The organism is Paenibacillus sp. LRG-1 (assembly GCF_057220305.1).
Window position 1 is genome coordinate 974,989 of sequence record NZ_CM170126.1, and the last position, 25,590, is coordinate 1,000,578.

Below are 25,590 nucleotides of genomic sequence, written 5' to 3' on the forward strand. Positions count from 1 at the left end.
AGCCTTTTTACCTTATAATTTTTGATAGTGATGTAAGAGATTCTCTACTTTATCTTGGATCATTTGTCTTAAAGATTCAGGCTTCACTGATCGTACATAATGACCATATCTCATCAAATAATGAGCTATAAACTCCTCTTCTCCAGGATTATAAAATCCCTTAATGACTGTCTTATCACCATTTTCTATTTTCATAGAAGGATAATGTTCTTTATAAAAAATATCCTTGGCTTGTTCTACAATCTCTACTTCAAAGTCAATGCTCTTCTCAGCTTGATACATTTCTAATGAACGACTAAGAAGTTCATCTATAGAAAAGCGAGAATTGCTCTCCTCTTCTTCTATAAAGGTTATTCGATCGCATCTGAAAACTCTATATTTATTCGTATGTAACTCTATTCCAGTAGCATACCATTGACCAAACTTAGCGGAAATTTTGAAAAATTGAATATAGTAACTTTTTTTCTGATTATTTTTTACATATTTAACTTTACAGGTACTCTCATTAAGAATACTTGTTAGAATTTTATCTAAATAACGACTAACATGATTATGCTGATATATTTCAAATTGTAGAACCTTTTTCATTTTATGAATCTGGTTTATTTGTATTTTAGAAAGACAGTGTTCAAACTTTTCATTGAGTTGATTAACACTTAAGTGAAAGGGGGTGGATTGATAAGCTTCTAACGTCAACATTGCAAAGTACAGAGCATATACCTCATCCATTGTAAAAATAATGGGGGATAACAATCTATTTTTTAAGATACCATATCGTCCATGTCTGCCATGTTCCGAAAAAATAGGCATACCTAATTGTTCTAATGAATTAATATCACGTAGAGCTGTACTTTTTGAAATATGGTATTTATCCATTAGGTCATTTAAATTAAAAAACTCTCGACTGTTTAAGTATCTGATCATGTCATTTAATCTTTCCGATTTCTTCATCTAAATCTCCTTATAAAGGTGTCATGTTTTGATACCTTTTTATATGATAATAAGTTCAAGGGAATATATCAAATTCATAAGATATCTACACATATAAAAGGAGATTGATACCATGAGTACAACACTGGAAGTAGCTATTTTCTTATCCATGAACGGAAAGGCAAAAGAAGCTATACATTTTTACAAAAAACACTTCAACGCAAAGGAATTGTTTCTGGTTACCTATCAAGACATGGCCGAACGTGACAGCTCCATACAGCTTACGGATGAAAATAAAAATTATATTTCTCATTCAGTCTTAGCAATCGGAAAAACAAAGGTAATGATAGCAGAAGATACTATGAATCCCAGTGAAAAATATACAGTTGGTAATAACACTTCATTATGTATTCAAAGTGCTGACTTAGAAGAAATTAAACGTTTTTATGATAGCTTAATTACAGATGATCGAGTGAAAATTATTGTACCTTTATCTAATAATGTGTTTAGCCAAGCCTACGGTATTATTGAAGACCCGTTTAGTATTCAAATACAATTAATGTTTGATAATCGATTATAATAAAAAAGCATGTTAAAAGCTGAAAGGCACAATAGCATGGTGAAAAGTGGATAATAAATGGGCAGAAGTAAAAACTAAAATGGGAAAATCCAAGATACCGCAGCAGAAAAGGAGACAGTATGACGGAGAAAAAAGAAATAGCAGATAAAATAGGGTGGAACTTCGACAACAGTTACTCTCGTTTGCCGGAATCATTGTTTACAAAGCTCAACCTAACTCCTGTCCGCTCACCAAAGCTGATCATTCTTAATCATCCGTTGGCAGCATCACTGGGGTTGAACGGCACGGCGCTGCAAGGGAATGATGGCGTAGCGGAGCTGGCCGGTAACCAGGTTCCTGAAGGGGCTATGCCTCTTGCTCAAGCTTACGCAGGGCATCAATTCGGGCATTTTAACATGTTAGGAGACGGACGTGCTCTGCTGCTTGGCGAACAGATCAATCCCTTGGGTGAACGGGTTGATATTCAGCTCAAGGGCTCAGGCAGAACGCCATACTCCCGTGGTGGTGACGGCCGTGCGGCACTTGGTCCGATGCTTCGCGAATACATCATCAGTGAGGCGATGCATGCGCTGGATATTGCTACGACCCGCAGCTTGGCGGTGGTATCCACGGGTGAGTCGATCATCCGGGAAACCGAGCAGCTCGGAGCCATTCTGACCCGTGTGGCTGGCAGTCATCTTCGCGTCGGCACCTTTCAATACGTCTCAGCATGGGGCACGTCCCAAGATCTCCGTGCTCTGGCTGATTATACATTGGAAAGACACTACCCGGAAGTTGCCAATGACGAAAACCGTTACCTTTCACTGCTTCAGGAAGTGATTAAGCGTCAGGCCGAGCTGATTGCCAAATGGCAGCTGGTTGGTTTTATTCATGGGGTGATGAACACCGACAATATGACCCTTAGCGGAGAAACCATTGATTATGGTCCTTGCGCCTTCATGGATACCTATAATCCTGAGACGGTGTTCAGTTCCATCGATAGGCAGGGCCGCTATGCTTATGCCAATCAGCCGCATATTGCTGCGTGGAATCTCGCGAGATTTGCTGAGACGCTCTTGCCACTGCTGCATGACAACAGGGAGCAGGCTGTCACACTGGCTGAGGATGCAATTTCAGATTTTGTAAAAATGTTTCACCATCATTGGCTTGCAGGAATGCGGGCGAAGCTAGGGATCTTTAACGAAGAGCAGGAGGATGAATCTCTTATTGAGGAGCTTCTGAGTATCATGCAGAAGCATCGTGCCGACTACACCAATACCTTCCGTGCCCTAACTTTGAACAAGCTGGAGGATACGGTTCTGTTCAGCACTGCGGAATTCACCCAGTGGCACGAGCAGTGGCAGGCGAGGCTGGGCAGACAGCAGGAATCACAAGCCTCCTCGTATCAGCTGATGCGCAGCAGCAATCCTGCAATCATTCCACGCAACCACCGGGTAGAAGAAGCACTGGAAGCTGCGGTGGAACGAGAAGACTACCGTGTGATGGAGAAGCTTCTTGAAGTTCTTTCGAACCCTTATGCCTACTCTACCGAACAGGAAATTTACTCTACATTGCCTGAGGAATCCACCTGTCCTTACCGAACCTTTTGCGGTACCTGATGTGGAGCGAACTATTTGAAGATAACCTATATTATGCGTTGGTGGAGAAGATAGCCAATCTCTCACCAACGCATTTTGTTTTTATAGTGGTAGGTTGCGACTGATTAATCCAGTTCCTGACCGTCATTTTCGATCTGTATGTGTCCGCAATAAAGACATTGATGCGTACAGTTCTGCGTAAGAGCAGGCTGGCCTTCGATGCGCATGTCGCTTTTTCCGTTCAGCCAAGGCATCGTAAGGACAGGAATACACGGTGCCTTTTTCACCCCATAAATATCGACCATCTCACTGGCTTGCACAGCCGGATTCAGCGGACTGGAGCAATTCCCAAAAGATTTTATGTTCACTCCGGGCACATAATCTCCAATATTCATCTGAGCTTTATTTTTGACATACACCCCATGGCTAAAAGGGCGCTTCAAACGCGTGGGCTGTGTACCGTAACTACAGCTTAAAATCGCACCTGCCACGACATAGCTTTTTTTCGCACCTGTTCCAGGCTGCACACTTGCTTCTTCCATACGGATTATTCCTCCTTTGTGGCCATCTCTACTTTTTGCACACGAACACCTGTAAATGGACGACGCAGCAGACTTTCCGCTACCGCGAGATTGATATAGATACGTGCTTCCAACAAGCCGGCAATCCGAAATATAGAGGATTCGATTTTCCCGTGTTTAAGTACCAATTGCTTCAAGGTGTGGTCGGGATACCACTCGGTTTGTGAGGAAAGACAATCCACCACAGGTGGACGCAGTACCCAGTACACATCCTGCCTGGCTTTCTGAAAATCGGTAAGTATAGCGGCCTTCCATTCCAGCTCCGGCATATATTTTTCCAACAGGGCTTTCATGGAGTCTGAAACCAGTGGCAAAGGGAACTCCAGAAAATCCGGATATACGGTTCGTGGATCTGTATGTACTGCTAGAAACAGGGGAGTATCCTCCGCCTGAAGGGTATGACCCGAAAGGATATCCTCCACCTGCAAGGGAGACAGGGGCGCAGTCTCCACCCGATGCTTTACGCGCTCGTCCACCATGAGTCGGTAATACCTCATGACATCCACTCCCCTTTACTCACTGCATCTGTTATCTGTGTAGCCAGGGGCGCTTCTATAGCAGCAAGGCCAATGGCTTCGCTTAGTTGGTCATCTGTAAAGCTTACCCGGTGTAGTTTTGCTCCTGTAAAATTAGCGTTTACTAAACATGCACCTATAAACGAAGCGTCAGTAACATCGGCTCCTACAAAGCAGGCACCTGTTAGATCCGCGCTGTTAAATAAAGCTCTTTGCAGCGCGGCATCTTGGAAAGTAGCTCCTTGAAGCTGTGCATGTTGAAAACTAGCTCCCTGTAAATTAGCTCTTGTAAAATTCACTCCATCCAATCCTAACGGTTCCCAATCCAGCCAAGCATCCGATCCATATTCGCTATTGCTTATTACTTCGTCCAGTACAGCCTCTTGCAGGGAACAGCCACTGAAATCGGCTCCGTGAAGCAGGCTGTGTGAAAGGTCGGTTCCATCTAGCTGAGCTTCTTGCCATACCGTGCCTACGAGGATACAGTGATGCAATCGACTTTGTTGCATCCCGATCTGGCGAAAGACTGTATAGCGAAAATCCAAGGAACTGTAATCTCCATCCGACAGTTGAACTTGAGACAGTGCTTGGTAGCTGTAGGCCGATTCTTCTTTTTCCTCCAGCCAAGACTTTATTATGTTTGCATCCATGGGTCTCCGATCTTCCCGATACACGGAGACACTATGATCCATATACTCTCCGACGCGAATCTCAAAAGCTTCTTCACGATCCAACGCCTCAAACTCTGGTAGGTGGACTGCTTGCTTCATAGCCTGACGAACTAGACTAACGATCATCGTATGAAGATATCCCGCTGCTTCCAGCATGATCTGTTCCAATTCAAGTTCGGAAAGGGAGACTTGTTGCTTCAAAGTTTCAGCCCCAAGTTGTTCACGTAATTGAGTCCAATAGAGAAAAATCCAACTTGCATCGTACTCCAACTGAACGGGCTCAGCATCAAGCATCCATAAGGCATCCGTAGCTTCAACAAGATAAACGGGCTTCTGTTCAAGCCATGTGGTGCGCAGCATAGAGTAGGTGATGTAACCGATATGACCTTTACGGCCTGTAAATTGTTTTTGCCGAACCAGCTCACAAAAGGCGCGAAAATGTTCTACTATATGCTGTAATCTTTGTGTTTGTGTTGATTTACATGTCAACGCCCATTCTTTGCGAATGAAAGACCAAGCCTGATGAAGAGCCGCTTGTTGTTGATCTAACACATCTGTTTGCTTTTCCATGTCTAATCATCCTTAATTCGACTTCACTTCGCTGCCTTTCATATCCGCCGATCCGCTTAATTCAATATGACTACCATTACAATCCATACGGAGCTGACTACCTGCGGACAGACTCATCGTCTTTCCCGCAGACAGGCTGAGATTGCCTCCCGCCGTAATATTCACCTGTTTGCTGCTCGCAATATGAATGCCTTCTTTATCGTCCAGTTTGATATAAATAGCGCCGTCCTTACCTGTAACGACCAGTTCATCCGGTCCCAGTCGAATTTCCTTGCCATGCGGGGTACGCCATATTTTCATTTGCGGATTGGAAAAATGGTTATGCGTACTCTTGCGATCTGCCCTTCTCACGGCACTACCTGCAACGCCGTCTTCTTCCCGACTACCGGGGAAATAGAGGGAAACTGAATCGCCTTTTTCTGGCATGACGTACCAGCCGGTATGGCCACCGCCACTGTACACAGTAGAATAGTTGAACCAGTGTGCTTGGTTTGTGTCCTGTTGTTCATCACAATCCAGATGAATGCGCACCTGATCCTGACGTACGTCCAGCACAATACCGCTTAATGAGGCCCCTGCCAGCTTATCCTGGTAGTAGCTTTTTTGCCGAAATCCTTGGTAAGAACCCAGCACATACTGATGCCGCAGCAGTCCTTGACTCATGGCGGTGTAGGCTTCCATCACATACAGGTTATGCCCCTGAAAATTCAACTGAGCGCCCAAGTCGAGTACCTCATCCGTTTCCACCTCATAAAAAATAAAATCGTGTTCACTCAGTTGGGTTTGCTCATTCTCCTGAAAATAACGAAAAGGAAGCAATTGCTTACGTACGGTATAACGGGTATGATCCAGTATCGCCTGTGCAGGGCTGTCCTCAATACCAAAATAAAATTTGGGACTGTCAAAACGGGCTACAGGCATCAGACTCGTATGATAACGGGAGGCTATGCGTCTTAAAAACGCCCAGTCTGTCTCTTGATACTGAATGGCAAGCCGTCCGATGGCTTCTCCGCCGGTAGCCCCGTCGATCACATCCAGTCCTTCATAGTCCTTACCTATGTGCTCCAGCATTTGAGGAATCGTCATTTTCGTATACTGAAAAGAACGAGTACGCTGCTTCATGTCCATCCGGTACGTATGGGAAATGGCTTCCACCTCCAGATAGTACACACCTCGCACGACTTTTACCTCGACCGAGAGGGCAATCCCACTAAATAGCGGCTTGCTTGCTCCAGATTCATCTTGTTGACTGACTTCAATGATGGTATTTTTTTCTGTCGTTTCTACGTAACTGTCTTGCAAGTCATCGGGGATAATACCTGTAAAATAAAGCCGAGTATGCTCGTTAATTTTTTTCGTTAAGGTAAGCTCCTCCAGATCAATTTGTTCATAAGGGTGAATTTGAATTTGATCGTATCCCAGACTCATGGTGTAGTCATTCCTTTCTCATTTGTAGAATAGATGGAGGGTGGAAGGACAGAAAGGGATTGAACCCAGTATTCTGCTACAGGTAACCATACTTCGAGATCTACCTCCAGACAGCTAAAGGAACCTATGACAACTCGTCCATTGTGGATGAAGAGCAGCATTTCGTTGTATAGATTACCGTCGATCCCCGCCGCCACAAAACGAATCTGCCCAACTGAAAGTCCAGAACAGTTGGTGACCATTTCGGTACCTAACCAGTTGCGAATCGGTTGTACAGACCGTAAAATATCCGCCATTTGCTCTACAAAATCGGGCAACTCTTCCGCTTCCAGAGCGGTATCTGTAGGATTAAAAGTGATATTGATGGTCTCCTCAAATGAGGTATAAATAACCTTTGGTCGATGCTCTGAAGGATATTTGATTATAGCTTGCTCCATTGGCATAGGAGTAAAGGACTTGGGGATGTAGAAACCAATCTCTCCGTCTAGTATTGTAATGGGCTCCAATGTGAGATAATCATTTTCAATATGAAGTAGCTTTGTTTCTTCAAACATGGAACCGTCCAGTTCCGATTTCTGGGTTTGAGCTGGGATGGATTTCACATTATCGTTATTAGCTGTCTTCTGATCCACCATTTTAGCTTTGAGGCTAAGTATATGCTCGTCTAGATAGTTCATAGAAAGCCCCCTTTTAGGAAAAATACACGTTTGTACTTGAATATGTAAAGATGGGAGGAGATATTTAAGTACAGAACCAACATATGTATTTATCGGTTAAAAGAGAGATTTAGTTTACAAAATGAACCATTCGTTGGGGGGACATTGTTCGATTTTAGATTCTATTTCATTCCATAACGCCTTTTTGCCGTAATAATTCGGTTGTAGTACTCCAAAGTAGGCGTTGCATCTTGATATCCCCACCAGGATATGCCGGCACAATCAGCTTACCAGTACCAACATTAAAATATCCGCCTGTCACTTCTTGATATTGGGATTCTGTTGCTAAACGAATAATAATTTCTGCTCCTCTCCGTGGGTCTCCGATATGCAAAGCGTTCAATATTTTTGCAAGTACCGAAGAAAATCCTAACTCACGGCCAAGGCCAGTAACGTTAAATCCTGGATTAAGTGCGTTAACTGTGATCCCAGTTCCATCCAACTGACGTCCAAGTTCTTCTGTAAACATGATATTAAGAAGTTTAGTCTTTCCGTATATCTTAGATGAACCTCTTGCGGTAAATGCAGATGTATCTATTAAATCCTCCGGTAATTTTAATTCACCATGGTTGCGTGACGCTTCAGAAGCTACATTGACGATCCTAGCATTTGTGGATTCCATTAGTGAATTGAGTAGTGTATGCGTTAACAGCCACGGGGCAAGATAGTTTACTGCTATCATTTCTGCCAAACCCTCTGAGGTTATTCGCTGTTCAAATCCATGTAATCCAGCATTGTTCACTAATACATCAATCTTTGGATAATTAGCTTTAATTTCATCCCCAATACGTTTGACATCTTTCATAAGAGACAGGTCCCCGAAAAAAAAGTCTACCTTTGTACTTGGCGCCAAGTCTCTCAGAATATTTCTAGTCGTTTCAGCACGCTTTTCATTTCTGGCTGTTAAGACTAGATGTGCTCCGCGTTGGGCTAATTCAATTGCTACCCATTGTCCAAGACCGTTAGTAGCACCAGTGATTACAATAATCGGGTATGTCGACATATACATCATCCTCCAAATTCTCGATCTAATTACATTCTTATTCATGTCTACGCTTTACGGTTGTGGATGCTTTATACTGTAGATCTTCTGCTTGACACTTACCAAAGTTGAAAATATGATTGACATATATCAAGTATATGTATTTTGATTGATATATGTCAAATATATTCATACTAATTTAAATAAGGTGGAGACATATGGATAATAAAACTCAACATCCAAATTCTACAAGAGAGAAATTAGAACTGAATCTTGGTGAACAACTTAATGCACTTATAAGCGCGTCACATGCACTCAATGTAAAAACTGCGGCACTTTTCGATCCATCATTACAACCTGCGGCTTTTCTGATCGTACGCTGTCTTCTTTCGTACGGTCCGGCAAGCGCTACATTTTTGGCAGAATCCACCGCTATGGATCGAAGCTCTGTCAGCCGTCTTGTTACTCAGCTTAAGCAATTGGAATATGTAAAAAGTGAAACTCATCCTGAGGATCGCCGGGGGGTGTTGATATCCCTGACAGCTAATGGTCGTGGAAAAGCCTTGGAAGCTTTAAAAGAAAAAGAAAATGAGTTTTATCAACGTATTTCAACATGGGAGGATTCCAAACTTGAAGCATTTATTGGGATGCTGAATTGTTTTAACGGTCAAGATTGCGAGGATTAATGAGTTTAGACATAAAGCATCGTATGATGAAAATAGGGGGTATTCAAAAGTGAAAGAAAAAAATGTTAGGGAAATTAGGGTATCTGATTATCATGACATTTATTTGTTGAACCAAGATTTTAACCCCAATCTATATCTATTTCCTGAAGAAAAAGTAAAAGAGAAGATTGAATTGATTACAAAGGAATCAAAAGATATGATCTTTGTTTATGAAGAAAATAACGAGGTATTAGGATATATTCATGGAAGCCCATATGAATTACTTTTTTCCGAATCTTTGGTAAATATATTAGGATTTGTCGTTAAAGAAAAGTATAGAAATCAAGGTGTAGGTAGCATGTTGATTGAGCGTCTTGAACAGTGGGGAAAGTCCCATGGATTTTCTGGGATCAAACTATTATCTCACCCAAGTCGGATACAGGCTCACAGGTTCTATGAACGACGTGGCTATATGTTTACCAAGGATCAGAAAAATTTTATAAAAAATCTCAAATAAATACATATTCATTCATCATTGAATAAGTGGGTTCAAAAGCCTGATCTTTAGCTAGGCTTTGAACCCTTCAATTTTATAGATGAGATCCGCCACTTGCATCAATCCATTGACCAGTTATATCTTCATCTCGGATTTCAAATAGACTTAATATCGTGATATTTATCATTGAAGAAATATGTTTGTTTAGCACTCTAATGCATTACATTAAATTGACCATTGTTCAGAAAATATGAATAGCCTTCCTTTCCATTTCATGCATAAAAATGTCTGCTAATTAGCAGTTGTATTTAGGCGTTTTTTGTCATACAATGCATCTAATGCTACGGACTCGGTCTTAGAAACAGTAAGGTTTGGACGGTAAATAGGACGTGGTTTTCTGGTATATTTACGAATCGTGGAACTACTTTGTTGTCGTTCACTCACGACCACGTCAGTCTGAAAAGTTAATAATGTTTGGGGACAGTTTTCCGGATCATTAGCGTTTGATGATGAACATATACGAAGGGGAGCGTTCTTTTGGAATCGAAACAATTAACGAGAGGGCTAAAGCCACGGCACGTTGAGTTGATTGCGCTTGGAGGTACGATTGGCGTCGGTTTGTTTATGGGATCGGCAAGTACGATAAAATGGGCAGGTCCCTCAGTGCTGCTGGCTTATCTCTTAGCTGGGATTATTATGTTTTTTGTCATGCGGATCATGGGGGAAATGCTGATTCTTGAACCGGTGACAGGCTCATTCGCTACATTTGCTCATAAATATATCAGCCCTTTAGCCGGTTTCTTGACCGCCTGGAGCTATTGGTTTTTATGGGTTACCGTAGGGATGGCGGAAGTTACTGCGATTGGGGTATATGTGGGCTACTGGTTTCCAGATATCCCGCAATGGTTGCCGGCTTTGGCAGGTGTAATTATTATTGCATTGGCCAATTTGGCGGCTGTGAAATTTTATGGGGAATTTGAGTTTTGGTTTGCGATGATTAAAATTGTCGCCATTATCTTCATGTTAGTAGTTGGTACGGGGATGATCTTCTTTGGACTCGGTAACGGTGGACAACCGATAGGTCTATCCAATCTGTACAGCCAGGGAGGCTTCTTTGCAGGTGGTTTGAAAGGGTTTCTGTTTGCACTCTGTATTGTAACAGCGGCTTACCAAGGGATAGAGATGGTAGGTATTACGGCAGGTGAAGCTGAAAATCCGAAGATGACACTGCGAAAAGCCATTAAAAACATCATCTGGCGTATTCTGATTTTCTACGTGGGTGCAATCTTTGTCATTGTTACGATTTATCCTTGGAACCAAATAGGCGAGATCGGTAGCCCATTTGTTCTGACTTTTGCCAAGGTAGGAATTGTGGCTGCTGCGGGTATCATTAACTTTGTTGTACTTACAGCTGCGATGTCTGGTTGTAACAGTGGTATTTACAGTGCGGGAAGAATGTTATACACGTTGGCTAAGAACGGACAAGCTCCCAAGTTTTTCGGGAAAGTTTCTCCAAGCGGCGTCCCTAGAAATAGTATAATAACGACCATTTCCTTGCTGCTGGTAGGGGTGTTATTTAACTATTTAATGCCTGATTCCAAACTGTTTCTGTATATTTACAGCGCCAGTGTTCTTCCAGGCATGGTACCGTGGTTTGCATTAGCCATCAGTCAATTTAAATTCAGGAAAAAGTGGAAAGACGAAATGAAGGATCACACCTTTAAATCTCGTTTTTTTCCGATCAGTAATTACATTACCATTATCTTTTTGTTGCTTGTGATCGTTGGAATGTGGTTTAATCCAGACACACGCTTGTCGTTGATTGTCGGGGCATCATTCATGGCGATCGTCATTGTTGGATATTTTGTCTTTGGCATAGGAAAGCGGCAGAGAATTGAAGAATTAGAGGAAAACTAAAAGATTGCTAAATACGTAACATTTGCCGAGCGCAATTCAGATGATCCTGAGTTCGCTCGGCTTTTCTTTTACATGACGAGGGAGGAGCTACGGAAGGGTTGTTACTGAGGTATAGAACCGTGTGGTTATCCTGTTCGCACTACAAGTGTAAATATAGAGACAAAAAAAGTGAGAAGGGAAACTGAGAAGTTGATAATTGCAATACTCTTACGGTTAGCCTTAAACTCTGTAATTCCAGAAAATAAAAATATAAACCCTAGAAAAAATTGCGCGATTTTGTATGAGTCCCTATAGGTGTCTGGGTATGCGAGTGATAAAGAGGAAGAGATCATAACAACTACAGCAAATATTAAAGTGAGGATTCTGTAAATATCCATTTTCTTGAACATAGATAAGTTCCCCCTTCCTATTTATTCCTAATGTATTATATTCTAAGGGTAGAATCTTTGAATTACAAATAAATACAAAAAAGAGGAAATAGACAATAGGATGGTACACAGAATAAAGTGAAGGTGTCCCAAGTAATACTTTGGGGACACCTTCAAAATTAAAATTACTTGTACAACTTATGATTTACATAGCTTACATTGTGCTAATGTCAATCACGAATCTATACTTCACATCAGAAGCTAACACTCGTTTGTAGGCTTCGTCAATCTGGTCGGCCGATATCACTTCAATTTTAGGAACAATATTGTGTTTTGCACAAAAATCCAACATTTCCTGTGTCTCACGGATGCCTCCTATCATTGAACCAGCAAATGAACGGCGATGTCCGATAAGGGACATCACATTTAGTGACAACGGCTCCCCAGGGGCACCGACATTCACCAAAGTTCCATCTAGATTGAGTAGTGCAAAATAAGCATCCATATCGATGGCAGCACTTACCGTGTTAATAATCAAATCAAAGTGCCCAGCAAGCTTTTCAAATGTTTCTGGTTCGCTTGTAGCATAATAGTGATCCGCACCAAATTGCAAGCCATCATCCTTTTTCTTTAATGTTTGTGATAGAACGGTTACCTCAGCACCCATAGCATGTGCAATCTTGATAGCCATATGGCCAAGGCCTCCCATTCCCACAACGGCCACTTTCTTATCTGGACCAGCACCCCAGCGGTTCAACGGCGAATAAGTCGTAATACCTGCACAAAGTAATGGAGCAGCTACGTCAAGCTCAATGTTATCTGGAATTTTCACTACAAAATCCTCAGTTACGACAATGTGGGTAGAATATCCGCCTTGTGTAGGCTCGCCGTATTTGTCAACACCAGCATAGGTAGGGACATTTCCTTTAAGGCAGTATTGTTCCTCTCCTTTACGACAGTTCTCACATTCGCCACAGGAATCAACCATACAGCCAACCCCTACCCGGTCACCAACTCTGTACTTTGTAACCTTAGATCCTACCTCCGTGACAATCCCTGCAATTTCATGTCCAGGTACGAGAGGGTAGTTCACTGGTCCCCATTCACCGTGAGCAGTGTGGATGTCAGAATGGCATATTCCGGCATATTTAATTTCAATCAGAACATCGTATGAATCAAGATCCCGTCGTTTAATTTCAGCCGATCGAAACGGTTTGTCTGGGCCATCGACAGCGCGTGCTTTAGCAGTTATCATAAATAGCCTCCTATTATTTGTATTTTTCAAGAGAATGCAGTTATATCGGTATAAATTGAAAACTAGCTGAAGTCGGTTGAAGTTACCCTTCATTCATTTCCATTTATACTTTTTCTCTTGCAAATCAATGTTAATCCTTATAGTTAACTCTAAGTCAAGCGCAAGTTTATATTCCTTTTGGGAATTTCTGCTCGTACAGGTTCAGGTTCATTACAGCTAATTATATTTCGTTAGATAGCATCTGATTCTACTTTTCCTATAAGGGGACTTTGACATTCTACAAATAACTTGATAGAATCCCCCTTATATCATAGAGTTAACTCGAAGTCTATGTCATTAAGAATAGGAGATACATGATGAAGACATATTCTATCAGCGAAGTTGCAAAAGAATTGAATCTTACAGCATACGCTTTGCGTTACTACGACAAGGAGGGACTTATGCCTTTTGTAGAACGGACATCTAGCGGAACAAGATTATTTAAAGAATCCGATATCGACGCTTTAAAAATAATTGAATGTCTAAAATCCACCGGGATGCCGATCAAAGAAATTAAAAATTTCATTGATTGGTGTTCTGGTGGGGATTCCACACTACAACAAAGATATGACATGTTTATGGAACGAAAAGCTACTGTAGAAGCACAAATGGAAGAACTTAAAAAAACAATGGAAGTTATTGAACATAAATGCTCATATTACAAAACTGCATTGGAAGCCGGAACGGAAAATATTCATAAAAATAATAAAATAGGGAGTCTCATTACTAACTAATAGAAAAGCACCTGTAATTCATCCATTTCTATATGAATTACAGGTGCTTTCGTTTGTAATATTCGATTTACACAACCTACTGATTTAAAACAGCACGATCTGCTTTAGAAAACTAGGAACCAACTATAATGTAACTTGAACAGGCAGGAGTAGTACCGAGGATCAAGTATTCCGAAAGTCAACGGGCAATTTGCCCATTATATAGGTTGAGAGCCACGACTTTAGTTCAGAAAACAACGAATTACTATAGAATCATCGAAGATAATCAGGAGTATGGTCCAGTATTCCCTCATTTTTATTTTTGATAAGATTAATTCCATATTATTGAAGGCTACAATCAGACCGCAAAGGTATAAAGAATGATACATAAGGAAATGAGGAAGGTACTAATGAAGGCAAAAGCGTATATTATTTTGTTGACTGCTGTAATAAGTTTAGCTGCTTTGCTGACTGCATGCGGTGACTCCAAGAAGCAAATTGAAGGTGAATCTACGACTGGAGCAGCAACGGCAACGACTACGACTACACAGAATGCCAAGGTGGACAATGCGGAACAGGCTGGTGTGGATGGTGTTGTGAGCAATACTACAGACCAAGCTACAAAAGGTAATGGGAAGACGTATTCCGACGTGGCTAAAGAAGCAACGAAGCCCGATCGGCCAGCAGGACAAATAGGGTTAAATACGACGCAGGAGCAGCTTCTTACCTTTGCAGATCGTTATGGGCTGGTACGAGTACAGGATCATCCGATTCGGCGGGTTTCCGATCCAACCGGGAAACAGGTAAACATTGCAAATTACAGTGATTCTGTCGTGAATTTATATACAGAAGAGCCCATCCACCTGAATACAGATGAATTTATTCATGAAGCTTATAATTTTTTTACAGAGGGAGTTGCTCCAGGTAAATCCTACAAGAAGTGGGAGGAAACCTCTAATACAGAAAGAGGACTCGTCAAAATGCTTTATTTGTCACGCGAGGGACTTCATATTTTAGAAGAAGCGATGAGGACGCATGATTATTCTAGTCCATCGGTCCAAAATACGCTGGGATTTTTTAAGGTTGCCTCGAAATTTGAGTCTATGATGCCTGTTGCCCAGACACCTACAGACATCAGCTTGTACGATATGTACGATCAACGCGTTAAGCCCGAGTGGAAGAAACTAAGTGACATTAAAAACCCTGCCGCGAATGAAAAAGTCTTCACTGCTGCCTATCGAAAAGCAAGAGATGAGACAAATAATCTCATGGGTCTGTTAAACATTATGGTGTCTACGGAAAAGGAAAAACGTCTCAAAGCAGCAACCGATCAGCAGAATACAGGGAAATAGCTTATTCAATGCATGTTTTAACTTGATACCAATACGTATAAATTTCCGAAAATCCTAGCTTGGAAGAAAGCCGTTATAGACCCCAGTATTCTCTCTCCATAATGCCTTTATTATGTTCTGCTACCCATCCATCATAAAGTAAAGTGGACAGGGGCTGCCAGTTGTTCAAGGAAATTTTGTAGCTCATAGGTGACAAAAATCATCCACACTTTTTTCTAATATTTAACTGTTAATAGAACTGTTGAAAAGCTATAATGCTAATAATGATTTGAGTGTACTTTGAGAAAGAGGTTGAGGGTATGGTGTTGAAAAAATGGCCATTATTATTGATGATAGGTATTCTCATGGTGGCATCTGTGAGCTGGAACAGTGGAGTATCTTATGCAGCTACAGAATATACTTGGGATAAGTACAAGGGCACTGAGGTCAAGACATATAGATTGACTGCGGTACCTGGAAGAGTCGAATATATGGATCAGGAAAGGTTTTTTGCAGCTTTAAGTCAAACCCCAAATGTGTATGGAGATTTCAGTGGCTATAAAACAGGGAAAACAACTGGAGTTGTAACCGAGAGTATAACGGATGATGTGTACAAATTTACAGTTACTGATTTTCTTCGCGATCAAGAGCCTGAGGTTGTAGAGTATATAAATCCCAGAGGCGGAATTCCTCATAGATGGAATGGAACTAGTGATATTCAAATTTTTATGAGAGGGTCAGAAGCGGCTTCTTTGTCTGAGCTGTTTTATGAGGGGACACCCAGTGAAGGACGCTTTCAATTTAATGCTAACGATATATATTTAGTTACATTCTGGTCCAGTACCGTAAGACTTATCAGTGGGATGTCTGCTGAGGCGCTAATAGAGGAAGGTCCTCACACGTTTAACAATCAGGAGCTTGTAGGTCAAGTAACCAGCGAAGATCCTGCAGCTTATCCGCAAGATGGGATTTCAGAAGGTTATTATTATGTTTTTAAGGGTGCTGGCAACAAAGAGTCAACAGCTGATGGAGATAGCCAATAAAAACAAAAGAAGAGATAACATTGTGTATGGTGCTTTATACATGATGTTATCTTTTTTATTGTGATGCTCGCATTAGAAAATTTAGTAATGAAAAAATGCTGGAAATTTAATTCCCAATGAAAACCATTTTAAAAGATCGGGATATATGCCTTTAAAATAATGACAATTTTACGGATGGAACCGTAATCTATAACTACTTTTTTTGCTGTCTTTATTCAATCCTAGGGATATTATTCCGATAATTCAAGTATATACAGTTTGGTGTTAATTGAAATGAAATCCGTTTGAAAACAAAAGAGATAATTTTCAGAGTTGAAACAGAAGTGCAGGTGGAAGTGACCTGATGCTATATCGTAAAGGAGGTGCAAGGATCCAAATAATATGAAATGTGAAAAAAAGTTAAAACAAATTAGGCAGTACATCGCTGCTTTACTGGCTGTTTGGTTGTTCTGTATACATACTGTGCCTGTTTTTGCAGACAGGGTCTTTAACGATATCGAACATTCCTACGCAGCTGATGCAATTGAAGCCATGGCTGCTCAAGGGTATGTTACGGGTTATCAGGATGGTAGTTTTCGACCTGTGCATTTTATTTCGAGGCAGGAATGGGCGAGCATTTTCGTTAAAACCTTAAAACGAACTTCGGTTAACAAAAGCGTTGCTTCTTTTAGTGATGTGTCACCGTGGGCTCTACCCTATGTGCAGACCTTGCAAGCAGAGAACATTACCAAGGGAATTAGTGATCAGTTATTCGGTGCAAAGCATAATATGACCCGTCAGGATATGGCGGTGTGGTATGCCAGGTATTTCGGCGTTCCTGAAGATACCCGCGCTTCCGATAGATCTAGTTTTGTGGATCAGACTGATATATCAGACTATGCACAAACGAGCGTATGGCTGATGGAACGGTTGGAGCTGATCGAGGGAGATACGAATCATTATTTCCATCCCAAAGAGTCTGTGAGACGGCAGGATGCTACACTGGTAGCATATCGGATATGGCTAGGCGGTGACGGTCTGAGAGAACGTGCTAAGCGTTTGCTGGAATCATTAGGAAATGGAACTGCAATGACGAATCAGCCAGCCAGTCCAACGGAATCGAGGAAGATCGTGGTCGACCTGGCGCCGGAAATCAGTCACCAGCGTGCGAATCCGGAGATCGAAGAGCCTAAAAGCCATAGTCCAAGACCCGATCCACCGGTATCTCCGGTAACACCAACAGAGCCGAAGCCGGAACCGCCAATTATACGACCAGAACCTAGTCCCAAACCACCGGTGATACCACCAGTGACACCGCCAGTGATACCACCAATCATACCGCCAGTGACTCCGTCAGAACCACCGGATCATTCGTCGGATTTCGTGGTGGATGAGGTAGTAATCAAGGCGCCCGAGTTGGTCAATCAACCGGAAACGTATCCTTCGTATCAGCTGTCCTTTGATCTCTACAATAAAGGGCACTTGGTAAGCATTCCCGCTGTTAGCGTCACAAGTGTCACCTACACATTTAGTGATACATTAGGTGTATTTGATGAACATGGGAAAATTGCGCATTCCGAAAATATACCTGCTGCTGATGGTTATATTCCTGTAGAGATGGAAGTCACCATTGCTAAACCTTATCGGGTACTTAAAGCACAGACCAAGCTGATTGTGAGAGGGAAGACTCCTCCGGTAGAGGACCCGACTGTAATCAGGTCCGTATACTTGGCGACGTACACCATTTCACAGGCCACTACTCTAGACCCTACAGCCTGGAGCATGCCCTATGTATTTCAAAATGCAAAGGGAGAGGTCATACCGTCCGGTCTATTGCCGTCAGACTTGAAGCTTCGTATAGAGGATTCCAGAGGGATATTTGACGAGGATGGACATATTGCCAACCTGCATCTGATTCCTGCATTGAACTCTGTCATTCCATTCAAGATTGAGGTTGAATCACCCTCTCAGGGAATTCACTTCATATCCGATGCCGAGTTAACTGTAGTACCAGGAGCACGCAAAAAGCAATATTTTGCTATCTCCATGATGCTACAGGGAAAAGATGCGGGCAGTACGACCACGGTAGAGCAAATTGAGCAGTCGCGTCAATTGCTGATGGATCACTTTGGTACCAACTTAAAAGTGACGTGGGCCATGGAAAATAGATTTATTTTTGTGGAATCAAATCGTCCGCAGCTTAAAAAGGTTTTGGAATACGTGGATCAGTATGGCGATGAAGTCGGGATTTTGGATGGGTATCCGAATAATCTGTTTGATCTTCCTGAATGGGAAGCACAGATGAACGAGTGGTTGTATATGTATCGTTATAATGCCCTCAATGAGCTGCACCAATCTGGTTCGTTGGGATCACCTTCGGTGTTTGAAAGTATGGATACAGACCAATATCGGAAGTATCTGCCTAAATCATTGACCGGCTTTACGGTGAATCCTGAGCAGGCCCAATGGCTTAAGGATCATTTTAAGATTACCTCAGCGATGGGGTGGTCGGCTACACAGTATAATGTGAACAACATGTATGGTGAGGGTTCACCTTTGATGCCTTACTGGTCCCATAAGGATAATCCGATTGTTCCGGCACAGGGGCTTACAAATAATAGCGGTATCGTATTTATGAATTCGATTTCGATTGATCCCATCGGGTCGCGTTATACCAAAGATTCTTCACGCTGGACTCTCCATCCAGGTGATCCATATGTGACGGAAACGGATGCGGCACCACAACTGTATATAGCACAGCAATATTTAGATAACCCGTATCAACGTTTGAATACAGTAAACTACATGTCCATTATTTTGGATGTCAACTGGCTTGCCAAAAACCATAACATGTCTCAAATATGGGAAAACTTTGTGAAGCACTTCCCTGTTGACCGTGAGGTTGAGATTGTGGGCGTGGACGGGCTGAAACAGATTTATGAATCGATAGCTGGATTGAGTAATGATCATACGGAGTTTTCACTCATGTTTAGAGGCTCAGGTTTTAAGGCGGTTATGGACTCCAATAATTCACCAGCCAATCTGCGTTACTTGTGGACTGAAAACGCCTCACAGCGGATTATTTTATCCAAGGAGGATGGAGATGCGGCATGGTCCATTATTGACTTTACTGACTATACCCGAAATCCGGTTCCGAAGATGGCCTACAATCTGGGTAAGAACACAGATGTAAGCTATGTCACTGGAAGGAACTTTAAGCTGCATCCTACAGCTCCGTTAACAGCAGATGAAATTCAGCGCGTAAAGGATCGTTTAAAGGAAATCTATTTCGCGGAAGAAGTAACTTATAAGTAAGGGTTTGGAATGACAGAATTTTTAAGACTTGAGGTTTTATGAAAAGGGGGTGTCCCAACAGCCATGGAAATGGTTGTGGGACGCCCCTTTGTTTTAGAAAAAAGGTTTTACACCCATTCAATAACCTGATCTACAGATCGCCGAGTTTTGCCACGCGGTTCGTTGAGACGGTATCCAAATGCCACCATACAAGAAATACCGAAATGCTCGGCATCCATAATGCCTTCCTCGGAGAGGATGCGTTCGATTTCCTGTTTATTAAAACCTTCGATAGGGCAGGAATCAATGCCGATTTGAGCTGCGGCAGTCATCATGTTGCCCAGTGCGATGTAGGTTTGTCGGCAGCCCCACTCGAACAAGGCTCTTTTATTTTCCTCCAGCGCAAAATCTGATTTAAGGAAGGCATCATATACTTTCTCTTTGCCTTGCATCACTTCAGCGGGTAATTGCTGCACGTTCTCCATCATACTCTTGATATAATCGGAGGAGGCTACCATATCTTCAGGAAGTCTAGAGAGGATGAGTACAAAATGGCTGGCTGTTGGCAGTTGTTTTTGGGCCCCCCAAGAGTAAGGCAGCAGCTTCTCACGCATAGCGTTACTCTGAACGACAACAAATTTCCAGGGTTCAAAGCCAAACGAACTCGGGGATAAACGGCCTGTTTCAAGAATAAAATCGAAGTCAGAATCGCTAATTTTCTTATGGCTATCAAATTCCTTCGTTGCATGTCTGAACTCGTATGCAGATAAGATTTGATCTTTAGTAGTAGTTAAGGTTTCCATCGTTATTCCACTCCTTATGGATGTTGATTAAAATTGACGCTTACCAAGTGACATGCTTAATATTAGAATATACATGACCGTTTTTGAAGTACGCACATTAATGTGCTGTAGTATATAAAATGATACTAAGGAGGAGAAAAGCCTATGCGTAATCGGAAAGGCGGCTTTGGGGAATGTACCGCTGGAAATGATCAGGCGTGTCCAGTTGAGTTCACGCTGGACGTGATTGGGGGCAAATGGAAAGGGATTATTTTATATCATCTCATGTATGGGACTAAGCGATTTAGTGATTTTCGGCGGATCTGTCCGGGAATTACTCAGCGTATGCTGACACTCCAATTGCGTGAGCTGGAAGAGGACGGAGTCGTTCACCGTGAAGTCTACCAACAGGTTCCTCCTAAGGTCGAATACTCTCTCACCGAATTCGGAAAAACGCTCATCCCGATTATTAACCTGATGAAGGATTGGGGAGAAGAATATAAAACAAAACAGCGATCACCAGAAAGCAGCCTTCAGCAACCTAGCCCCAATGTGTAGGTTTTGAGACGGCTCCACAAAGAAGACCTGGCCATCATTTTGGCAGGTCTTTTCATTTTTAAAGTGAAATGATGCAAAGTTCGTTTTTCAGTTGACAGTAAGGACGACGCTTGATATATTTCTTACGATATTGATAATCATTATCATGTGTATCGGGAAGATCATCTTCACAATATATAGGGGGCTAATCAGTTGAAAAGAAAATCGTATTTTATGATGACAGCTATGTTACTTGTATTGTCTGTACTCATCAGCGCTTGCGGCGGAAATAATAATGGAAGTAATCCGGCTTCATCTTCAGGAGATAAGCAAGAGTCGGCTACTACTGGAGAGACTAGAAGCTTTAAAACGGTTAAGGGGGATATTCAAATTCCTGCTAAGCCCCAGCGTATTGTAACGGATTTTTACGGCGGAGAATTGCTGTCCGTGGGTGCTAACGTGGTGGGTGTAGAGCCGACTGCGTTTCAAAATCCTTTTCTGACCGATTTGCTGAAGGAAAAAAGAACCAAAGAGGTGGGTGATCCGACCAATTTGGAAAAGACGCTGGAACTCAAACCTGATCTGATCGTGGTTATGAAGGATACGAATTATGAGGCTTTGTCTAAAATCGCACCTACCCTGTACATTCCGTACGGCACGACGACTAATATCTATGACACGGTCAAGCTGTTCGGCGATATCACCGGGGAAAAGGAGAAGGCTGAGCAATTTATTGCTGCATTTGATAAAAAGGCCGCTGAAGGTCGCGCACGTCTTAAAGGTGTGATTGACGAAAAGGCAACTTTCGGTTTGTATGAGCTGACGGACAAGCACGCACTTTGGATCTTTGGCGACAATGCGGGTCGCGGCGGCCAAGCTGTATACAATGCGCTTAAACTGAACATGCCAAAGAAAACAGTGAACTCCAAGGAACAAACGGTGCAGCTTTCGATGGAGGTATTGCCACAGTATGACGCAGATTATATGTTCCTGACTACGTATGACCCCGAGAAAAAGGGTGACGCGCTCAAGCAACTAAAGTCGTCCGCTGTGTGGGGGAATCTTCCTGCGGTGAAGAACAATAGAGTGTTCTTTAACGATTTTGATACGTATTATCGCTATGATCCAATCGCTATTACCGGGCAAATTGATATGATCGTAGATATGCTGGTCGAAAGAGAAAAAGAGAATAAAGCTAAACAATAGGTGTGAGATTCTGCGTTGTAATGAATTGCCCAAAACGACTAAGAGATCGCATAATACACGCAGTATCTAGCAATAAAAACCAGTCCAACATGAATCATGTTTGGACTGGTTTTTTATTTACTATTTCGTCGTAATTTCGATAGTATCTTCTTTTTGTATCCAATCAGTTATTTTTTTGAAGAAATGTTTTAGAACAGGTTAAACACGGTTATGAGCAGACTAATTCGCTATTCGACTGCGTACCATCAACAAGGTTTGTTCTTTGATTTGTCCGATTTCACGGATGAGTGCGGCTGTCTTGGTCTCATAGGAGTATTTGACATCCAAGTCTTTCAGCGAAGCAAGGTTAATGTCGATGGTAAGCAGGGCAGATTGAGCTGCTGCTTCGAACAGGATCGCGCCGATGCCAAGATCTGAAATCACATTTTTATTGGACATTTCCACAATGTTGTAGGCTTGCGACAATCCGTCCCGGCATACTTCCAGCAGGCGCATGGGTACCTCAATGGCAGCGATCACCGCTGTCTGTAGGGAATGGGTACGATAGCGCTTTTCTTCGTCTGTTTCCTTGGGCAAACGCAGCGCGGTCATGTACTGTTCAAAGGATTGGATGTCTGCGACCATTAGTTCCTCACAATGTGTAGACAATCTTTCCATGCTACTAATGACATCCGTGATTTGTTCATGGATGTGCGCATATTTTTCTCCTTGTGAAAGGTTGGCGGTCATGGAGGTCATAGCCGCGCCTAGTGCCGCAGCCAATGCGGATACACTTCCTCCGCCGGGGGTAGGCGCTGCACTTGCAGCCTCTTTCAGAAAATGTCCGATGGAATTGTTCCACGACAGTTCACTCATGAATAGACCACCTCTCTGGAGTAGTGTTGCAGATGTATCGCTTTGAGCAGATTTTTGTACAAAATCGCAGTCGTTAAGGTGCCAACACCGCCGGGAACCGGAGAAATGGCATGTACCTTTTCACCCACGTTTGAAGCAGCGTCACCCACGATTTTTCCTTCCAGTGTCTCGTTAATTCCTGCATCCACGAGAATCAGACCGGGATGGACCATATCCTGCGTAATCACATCAGGGCATCCGACTGCGACGAAGGCAATGTCTGCATGGCTCAGATGCTCTGCAATATCACGCGTACCTGCATGACAGGCGGTAACGGTGGCATTTTCTCTTTGCAACATGTGGAAAAGGGGAAGTCCCACTGTCTGCCCGATGCCCACGAGCGTGACATTTTTGCCTGCCAAGGTGTGACCGTAATGCTTGAGCAGCTCGATACAGGCTTGAGGTGTTGCGGGATATAGTCCGGCGTCACCTGTTACGGTAGCCAGCTTGTTATCAGGTGTTATTCCATCAATATCCTTGTAGGGGGCGATGGATTGTTTAATAACGGAGGCAGAAAGATGTTGGGGAAGCGGCAGTTCCAGCATAATGCCATGTACATGGGATGCATCGTTCAGACTGCCGATCAGGTGCAGTAGCTCGGCTTCGCTAACATGACGGTCAAAAGTATGGAGATGAAATGAGATTCCCAGCTTCTCCGCTATTTTTTGCTTGGTCCGTGCATAGTATGCAGATGCCGGATCGCCTTCTACCAATAGGGTCGCCAGATGGGGACGGTGTCCTTGCTGCTTCATTTTTTCTACCTGTGAACGGATCGTTGCATATACTTGCTCAGCTGCTTCTTTGGATTTCATGATTATAGCCATAGTCCGTGCCTCCTCTGAATTTATCGCATGATTTATCAACAGGGTGTCATGGTCTTAAAACGAAAAAAAAGTATTTGCACAAGGTCGTCAAGACAGACGAATCCTCTGCAAATACTTCTCCCAGGCGAACGGTACGCTTTTTTTGTATGCTCCCTCGTGGTTCATTCCACTGACTTCGCCAGTCACATACAGCGTTATTATACCTTATATTTTAACAAATAATCATCAGAAAAGAAACCCGCGAACATTTGGAAAACGGGTTGTGTTACTTGTCTATATGACAAATGTCATATACCCGAGCTGACGTTTATGACTACAGCGCCTAGAGGCTTTACCTTATACTGAGATTAGATCAACATGTACGCCTAACAGGATCAAGGTATAGGCGTCATTTTAAAGGAGGATCATAATGAGTATGACACAACTCCCATTAGCCCAATTGAAAAAAAATATGGCTCCCTACGAGAAAATAAACACAAAATCCAGCGTTCTGCAACTCATCAATACCTTGGGTCCACTGATCCTATTGTGGTATGCTGCTTATCTTAGTCTGTCGGTTTCGTACTGGCTGACACTTCCAATTGCCATTGTTGCATCGGGGTTTGTGGTACGGACATTTATTATTTTTCATGATTGTGGTCATCAATCCTTCTTCAAAAGCCGCAAGCTGAACGACATTGTGGGAACGATTACAGGTATTATTACGCTCTGTCCTTATCACCAATGGAAAAATAGTCACGCAATCCACCATGCAACCAGCAGTAATCTGGATAAAAGAGGCACAGGTGACATGTGGGTGCTTACGGTAGAAGAGTACACAGAGGCTTCCACATGGACACGGCTGGCCTATCGCATATATCGAAATCCTTGGGTTATGTTTGGACTAGGTCCGATCTATACTTTTTTGATTTCCTATCGGTTTAATATCAAGACAGCCAAACGCAAGGAAAAAATGAACACCTATGTGACGAATATATCCATCGTTGTATTGTACGCACTGTTGTCATGGGCTATTGGATGGCAGGCCTTCCTTCTGGTACAGGCACCTATCTTTTTTGTATCTGGTATGTTGGGAATCTGGCTGTTCTATGTACAACACCAATTTGAGGATTCGTATTTTGAGCACGATGAAGAGTGGAGCTATATTAATGCGGCCGTAGAAGGCAGTTCTTACTACAAGCTTCCTAAAGTATTGCAATGGATTACGGGCAATATCGGATTTCATCACGTTCATCACTTGAGTCCTAAAGTGCCAAATTACAATTTGGAGAAAGCACATGAAGCGACACCGTTACTTCAAAAGGCGACCACGATCACAGTAAGTAGCAGTCTGCAATCTTTGAAGTTCCGACTTTGGGATGAAAATACGAAAACCTTTTTGACCTTTAAACAAGTGAGGCCGCTCCTCAGCAAACGTGTTGCAGTTACGAAACCCATCCCTACACCTGTTGTAAGCACAGAAAGAAAATAACTTTGTACAAAACTTTTCTGAAGAGATGTTGAAAAATTGCAGTTTACTTTGAGAAATCTAAAGGGATAACATCCTTTTAGATTTTTTTGTTTATATTGAAAATGCAGTACTTTCATTCTTTGTTTTAGCAAGCGCTATTGACAAATCGATCGTCAACCTTTACATTCTATATATCGAAACGATATATATCGATTGTATATAAATTAGCTACATGTAAACAGAGATA

Annotated in this window: 24 protein-coding genes and 1 riboswitch; of the genes, 12 read left to right on the forward strand and 12 right to left on the reverse strand. The window is 42.5% G+C overall.

What is annotated here, in order from left to right; translation table 11 throughout:
- Nucleotides 1-12: 12 nt before the first annotated feature.
- Nucleotides 13-951: a helix-turn-helix transcriptional regulator gene (locus ACUUJN_RS04380; RefSeq protein WP_484669306.1), complete on the reverse strand. Its 939-nt coding sequence runs from the start codon at nt 949-951 to the stop codon at nt 13-15.
- Between the two features lie 112 nt (nt 952-1,063).
- Between ACUUJN_RS04380 and ACUUJN_RS04385 the strand changes: the two genes are divergently transcribed.
- Together ACUUJN_RS04385 and ACUUJN_RS04390 are read left to right on the forward strand one after the other, a co-directional pair.
- Nucleotides 1,064-1,510: a VOC family protein gene (locus ACUUJN_RS04385; protein WP_484669307.1), complete on the forward strand. Its 447-nt coding sequence runs from the start codon at nt 1,064-1,066 to the stop codon at nt 1,508-1,510.
- A gap of 119 nt (nt 1,511-1,629) precedes the next feature.
- On the forward strand, nt 1,630-3,108 hold the full coding sequence (locus tag ACUUJN_RS04390; protein ID WP_484669308.1) for a protein adenylyltransferase SelO: 1,479 nt from the start codon (nt 1,630-1,632) through the stop codon (nt 3,106-3,108).
- Nucleotides 3,109-3,212: 104 nt separating this feature from the next.
- On the opposite strand, the gene ACUUJN_RS04395 is transcribed toward ACUUJN_RS04390, so the two are convergent.
- The 6 genes from ACUUJN_RS04395 to ACUUJN_RS04420 form a co-directional block, all read right to left on the reverse strand.
- Nucleotides 3,213-3,629, reverse strand: coding sequence for a DUF4280 domain-containing protein (locus ACUUJN_RS04395; protein ID WP_013308879.1), 417 nt, complete (start codon nt 3,627-3,629; stop codon nt 3,213-3,215).
- 5 nt (nt 3,630-3,634) lie between these two features.
- Nucleotides 3,635-4,165: a hypothetical protein gene (locus ACUUJN_RS04400; protein WP_028542019.1), complete on the reverse strand. Its 531-nt coding sequence runs from the start codon at nt 4,163-4,165 to the stop codon at nt 3,635-3,637.
- Entirely contained in the window at nt 4,162-5,424 is a 1,263-nt protein-coding gene (locus ACUUJN_RS04405; RefSeq protein WP_484669309.1) for a pentapeptide repeat-containing protein, read from the reverse strand. Before ACUUJN_RS04405 ends, ACUUJN_RS04400 begins: the two co-directional genes overlap by 4 nt.
- Before the next feature lie 12 nt (nt 5,425-5,436).
- Nucleotides 5,437-6,852: a phage baseplate assembly protein V gene (locus ACUUJN_RS04410; protein WP_484669310.1), complete on the reverse strand. Its 1,416-nt coding sequence runs from the start codon at nt 6,850-6,852 to the stop codon at nt 5,437-5,439.
- Entirely contained in the window at nt 6,849-7,529 is a 681-nt protein-coding gene (locus ACUUJN_RS04415) for a hypothetical protein (RefSeq protein ID WP_484669311.1), read from the reverse strand. Before ACUUJN_RS04415 ends, ACUUJN_RS04410 begins: the two co-directional genes overlap by 4 nt.
- Nucleotides 7,530-7,695: 166 nt before the next feature.
- Complete coding sequence (locus ACUUJN_RS04420; RefSeq protein ID WP_484669312.1) at nt 7,696-8,571, reverse strand: SDR family NAD(P)-dependent oxidoreductase; 876 nt, start codon at nt 8,569-8,571, stop codon at nt 7,696-7,698.
- A 197-nt stretch (nt 8,572-8,768) separates the two neighbouring features.
- Here ACUUJN_RS04420 and ACUUJN_RS04425 point away from each other — a divergent pair, with 197 nt between their 5' ends.
- The 3 genes from ACUUJN_RS04425 to ACUUJN_RS04435 all read left to right on the forward strand — a co-directional run bounded on the left by ACUUJN_RS04425 (nt 8,769) and on the right by ACUUJN_RS04435 (nt 11,628).
- Nucleotides 8,769-9,236 (forward strand): MarR family winged helix-turn-helix transcriptional regulator, encoded by a 468-nt coding sequence (locus ACUUJN_RS04425; protein WP_023987112.1) that lies wholly within the window; start codon nt 8,769-8,771, stop codon nt 9,234-9,236.
- Between the two features lie 49 nt (nt 9,237-9,285).
- On the forward strand, nt 9,286-9,732 hold the full coding sequence (locus ACUUJN_RS04430; protein WP_071559262.1) for a GNAT family N-acetyltransferase: 447 nt from the start codon (nt 9,286-9,288) through the stop codon (nt 9,730-9,732).
- A 516-nt stretch (nt 9,733-10,248) separates the two neighbouring features.
- Entirely contained in the window at nt 10,249-11,628 is a 1,380-nt protein-coding gene (locus ACUUJN_RS04435) for an amino acid permease (protein ID WP_028542026.1), read from the forward strand.
- Nucleotides 11,629-11,753: 125 nt separating this feature from the next.
- Here the strand turns inward: ACUUJN_RS04435 and ACUUJN_RS04440 are convergent, their stop codons facing one another.
- Together ACUUJN_RS04440 and ACUUJN_RS04445 are read right to left on the reverse strand one after the other, a co-directional pair.
- Complete coding sequence (locus tag ACUUJN_RS04440; protein WP_049828455.1) at nt 11,754-12,017, reverse strand: DUF3953 domain-containing protein; 264 nt, start codon at nt 12,015-12,017, stop codon at nt 11,754-11,756.
- 193 nt (nt 12,018-12,210) lie between these two features.
- Nucleotides 12,211-13,251: an NAD(P)-dependent alcohol dehydrogenase gene (locus ACUUJN_RS04445; RefSeq protein ID WP_023987116.1), complete on the reverse strand. Its 1,041-nt coding sequence runs from the start codon at nt 13,249-13,251 to the stop codon at nt 12,211-12,213.
- A 356-nt stretch (nt 13,252-13,607) separates the two neighbouring features.
- Here ACUUJN_RS04445 and ACUUJN_RS04450 point away from each other — a divergent pair, with 356 nt between their 5' ends.
- From ACUUJN_RS04450 to ACUUJN_RS04465, 4 genes are all read left to right on the forward strand, one after another.
- Nucleotides 13,608-14,024: a MerR family transcriptional regulator gene (locus tag ACUUJN_RS04450; protein WP_023987117.1), complete on the forward strand. Its 417-nt coding sequence runs from the start codon at nt 13,608-13,610 to the stop codon at nt 14,022-14,024.
- A 389-nt stretch (nt 14,025-14,413) separates the two neighbouring features.
- Nucleotides 14,414-15,355, forward strand: coding sequence for a hypothetical protein (locus tag ACUUJN_RS04455; protein ID WP_484669313.1), 942 nt, complete (start codon nt 14,414-14,416; stop codon nt 15,353-15,355).
- A 299-nt stretch (nt 15,356-15,654) separates the two neighbouring features.
- Nucleotides 15,655-16,377, forward strand: a complete 723-nt coding sequence (locus ACUUJN_RS04460; RefSeq protein ID WP_053324685.1) for a hypothetical protein — start codon at nt 15,655-15,657, stop codon at nt 16,375-16,377.
- A gap of 381 nt (nt 16,378-16,758) precedes the next feature.
- Nucleotides 16,759-19,671: an S-layer homology domain-containing protein gene (locus ACUUJN_RS04465; RefSeq protein ID WP_484669314.1), complete on the forward strand. Its 2,913-nt coding sequence runs from the start codon at nt 16,759-16,761 to the stop codon at nt 19,669-19,671.
- Between the two features lie 107 nt (nt 19,672-19,778).
- Here the strand turns inward: ACUUJN_RS04465 and ACUUJN_RS04470 are convergent, their stop codons facing one another.
- Nucleotides 19,779-20,453: an NAD(P)H-dependent oxidoreductase gene (locus tag ACUUJN_RS04470; RefSeq protein ID WP_484669315.1), complete on the reverse strand. Its 675-nt coding sequence runs from the start codon at nt 20,451-20,453 to the stop codon at nt 19,779-19,781.
- 144 nt (nt 20,454-20,597) lie between these two features.
- On the opposite strand from ACUUJN_RS04470, the gene ACUUJN_RS04475 reads away from it, so the two are divergent.
- Nucleotides 20,598-20,990: a winged helix-turn-helix transcriptional regulator gene (locus tag ACUUJN_RS04475; protein WP_068938572.1), complete on the forward strand. Its 393-nt coding sequence runs from the start codon at nt 20,598-20,600 to the stop codon at nt 20,988-20,990.
- Nucleotides 20,991-21,182: 192 nt separating this feature from the next.
- Nucleotides 21,183-22,175 (forward strand): ABC transporter substrate-binding protein, encoded by a 993-nt coding sequence (locus ACUUJN_RS04480; RefSeq protein ID WP_081326333.1) that lies wholly within the window; start codon nt 21,183-21,185, stop codon nt 22,173-22,175.
- 219 nt (nt 22,176-22,394) lie between these two features.
- Here the strand turns inward: ACUUJN_RS04480 and ACUUJN_RS04485 are convergent, their stop codons facing one another.
- Nucleotides 22,395-23,030 (reverse strand): cyclodeaminase/cyclohydrolase family protein, encoded by a 636-nt coding sequence (locus tag ACUUJN_RS04485; RefSeq protein ID WP_484669316.1) that lies wholly within the window; start codon nt 23,028-23,030, stop codon nt 22,395-22,397.
- On the reverse strand, nt 23,027-23,893 hold the full coding sequence (locus ACUUJN_RS04490; RefSeq protein WP_023987125.1) for a bifunctional 5,10-methylenetetrahydrofolate dehydrogenase/5,10-methenyltetrahydrofolate cyclohydrolase: 867 nt from the start codon (nt 23,891-23,893) through the stop codon (nt 23,027-23,029). The genes ACUUJN_RS04485 and ACUUJN_RS04490 overlap by 4 nt, the downstream gene beginning before the upstream one ends.
- A 111-nt stretch (nt 23,894-24,004) precedes the next feature.
- Nucleotides 24,005-24,089, reverse strand: a riboswitch (ZMP/ZTP riboswitch).
- Between the two features lie 213 nt (nt 24,090-24,302).
- Between ACUUJN_RS04490 and desA the strand changes: the two genes are divergently transcribed.
- On the forward strand, nt 24,303-25,364 hold the full coding sequence (gene desA / locus ACUUJN_RS04495; protein WP_076295785.1) for a Delta(5) desaturase DesA: 1,062 nt from the start codon (nt 24,303-24,305) through the stop codon (nt 25,362-25,364).
- The last annotated feature ends 226 nt before the right edge of the window (nt 25,365-25,590 follow it).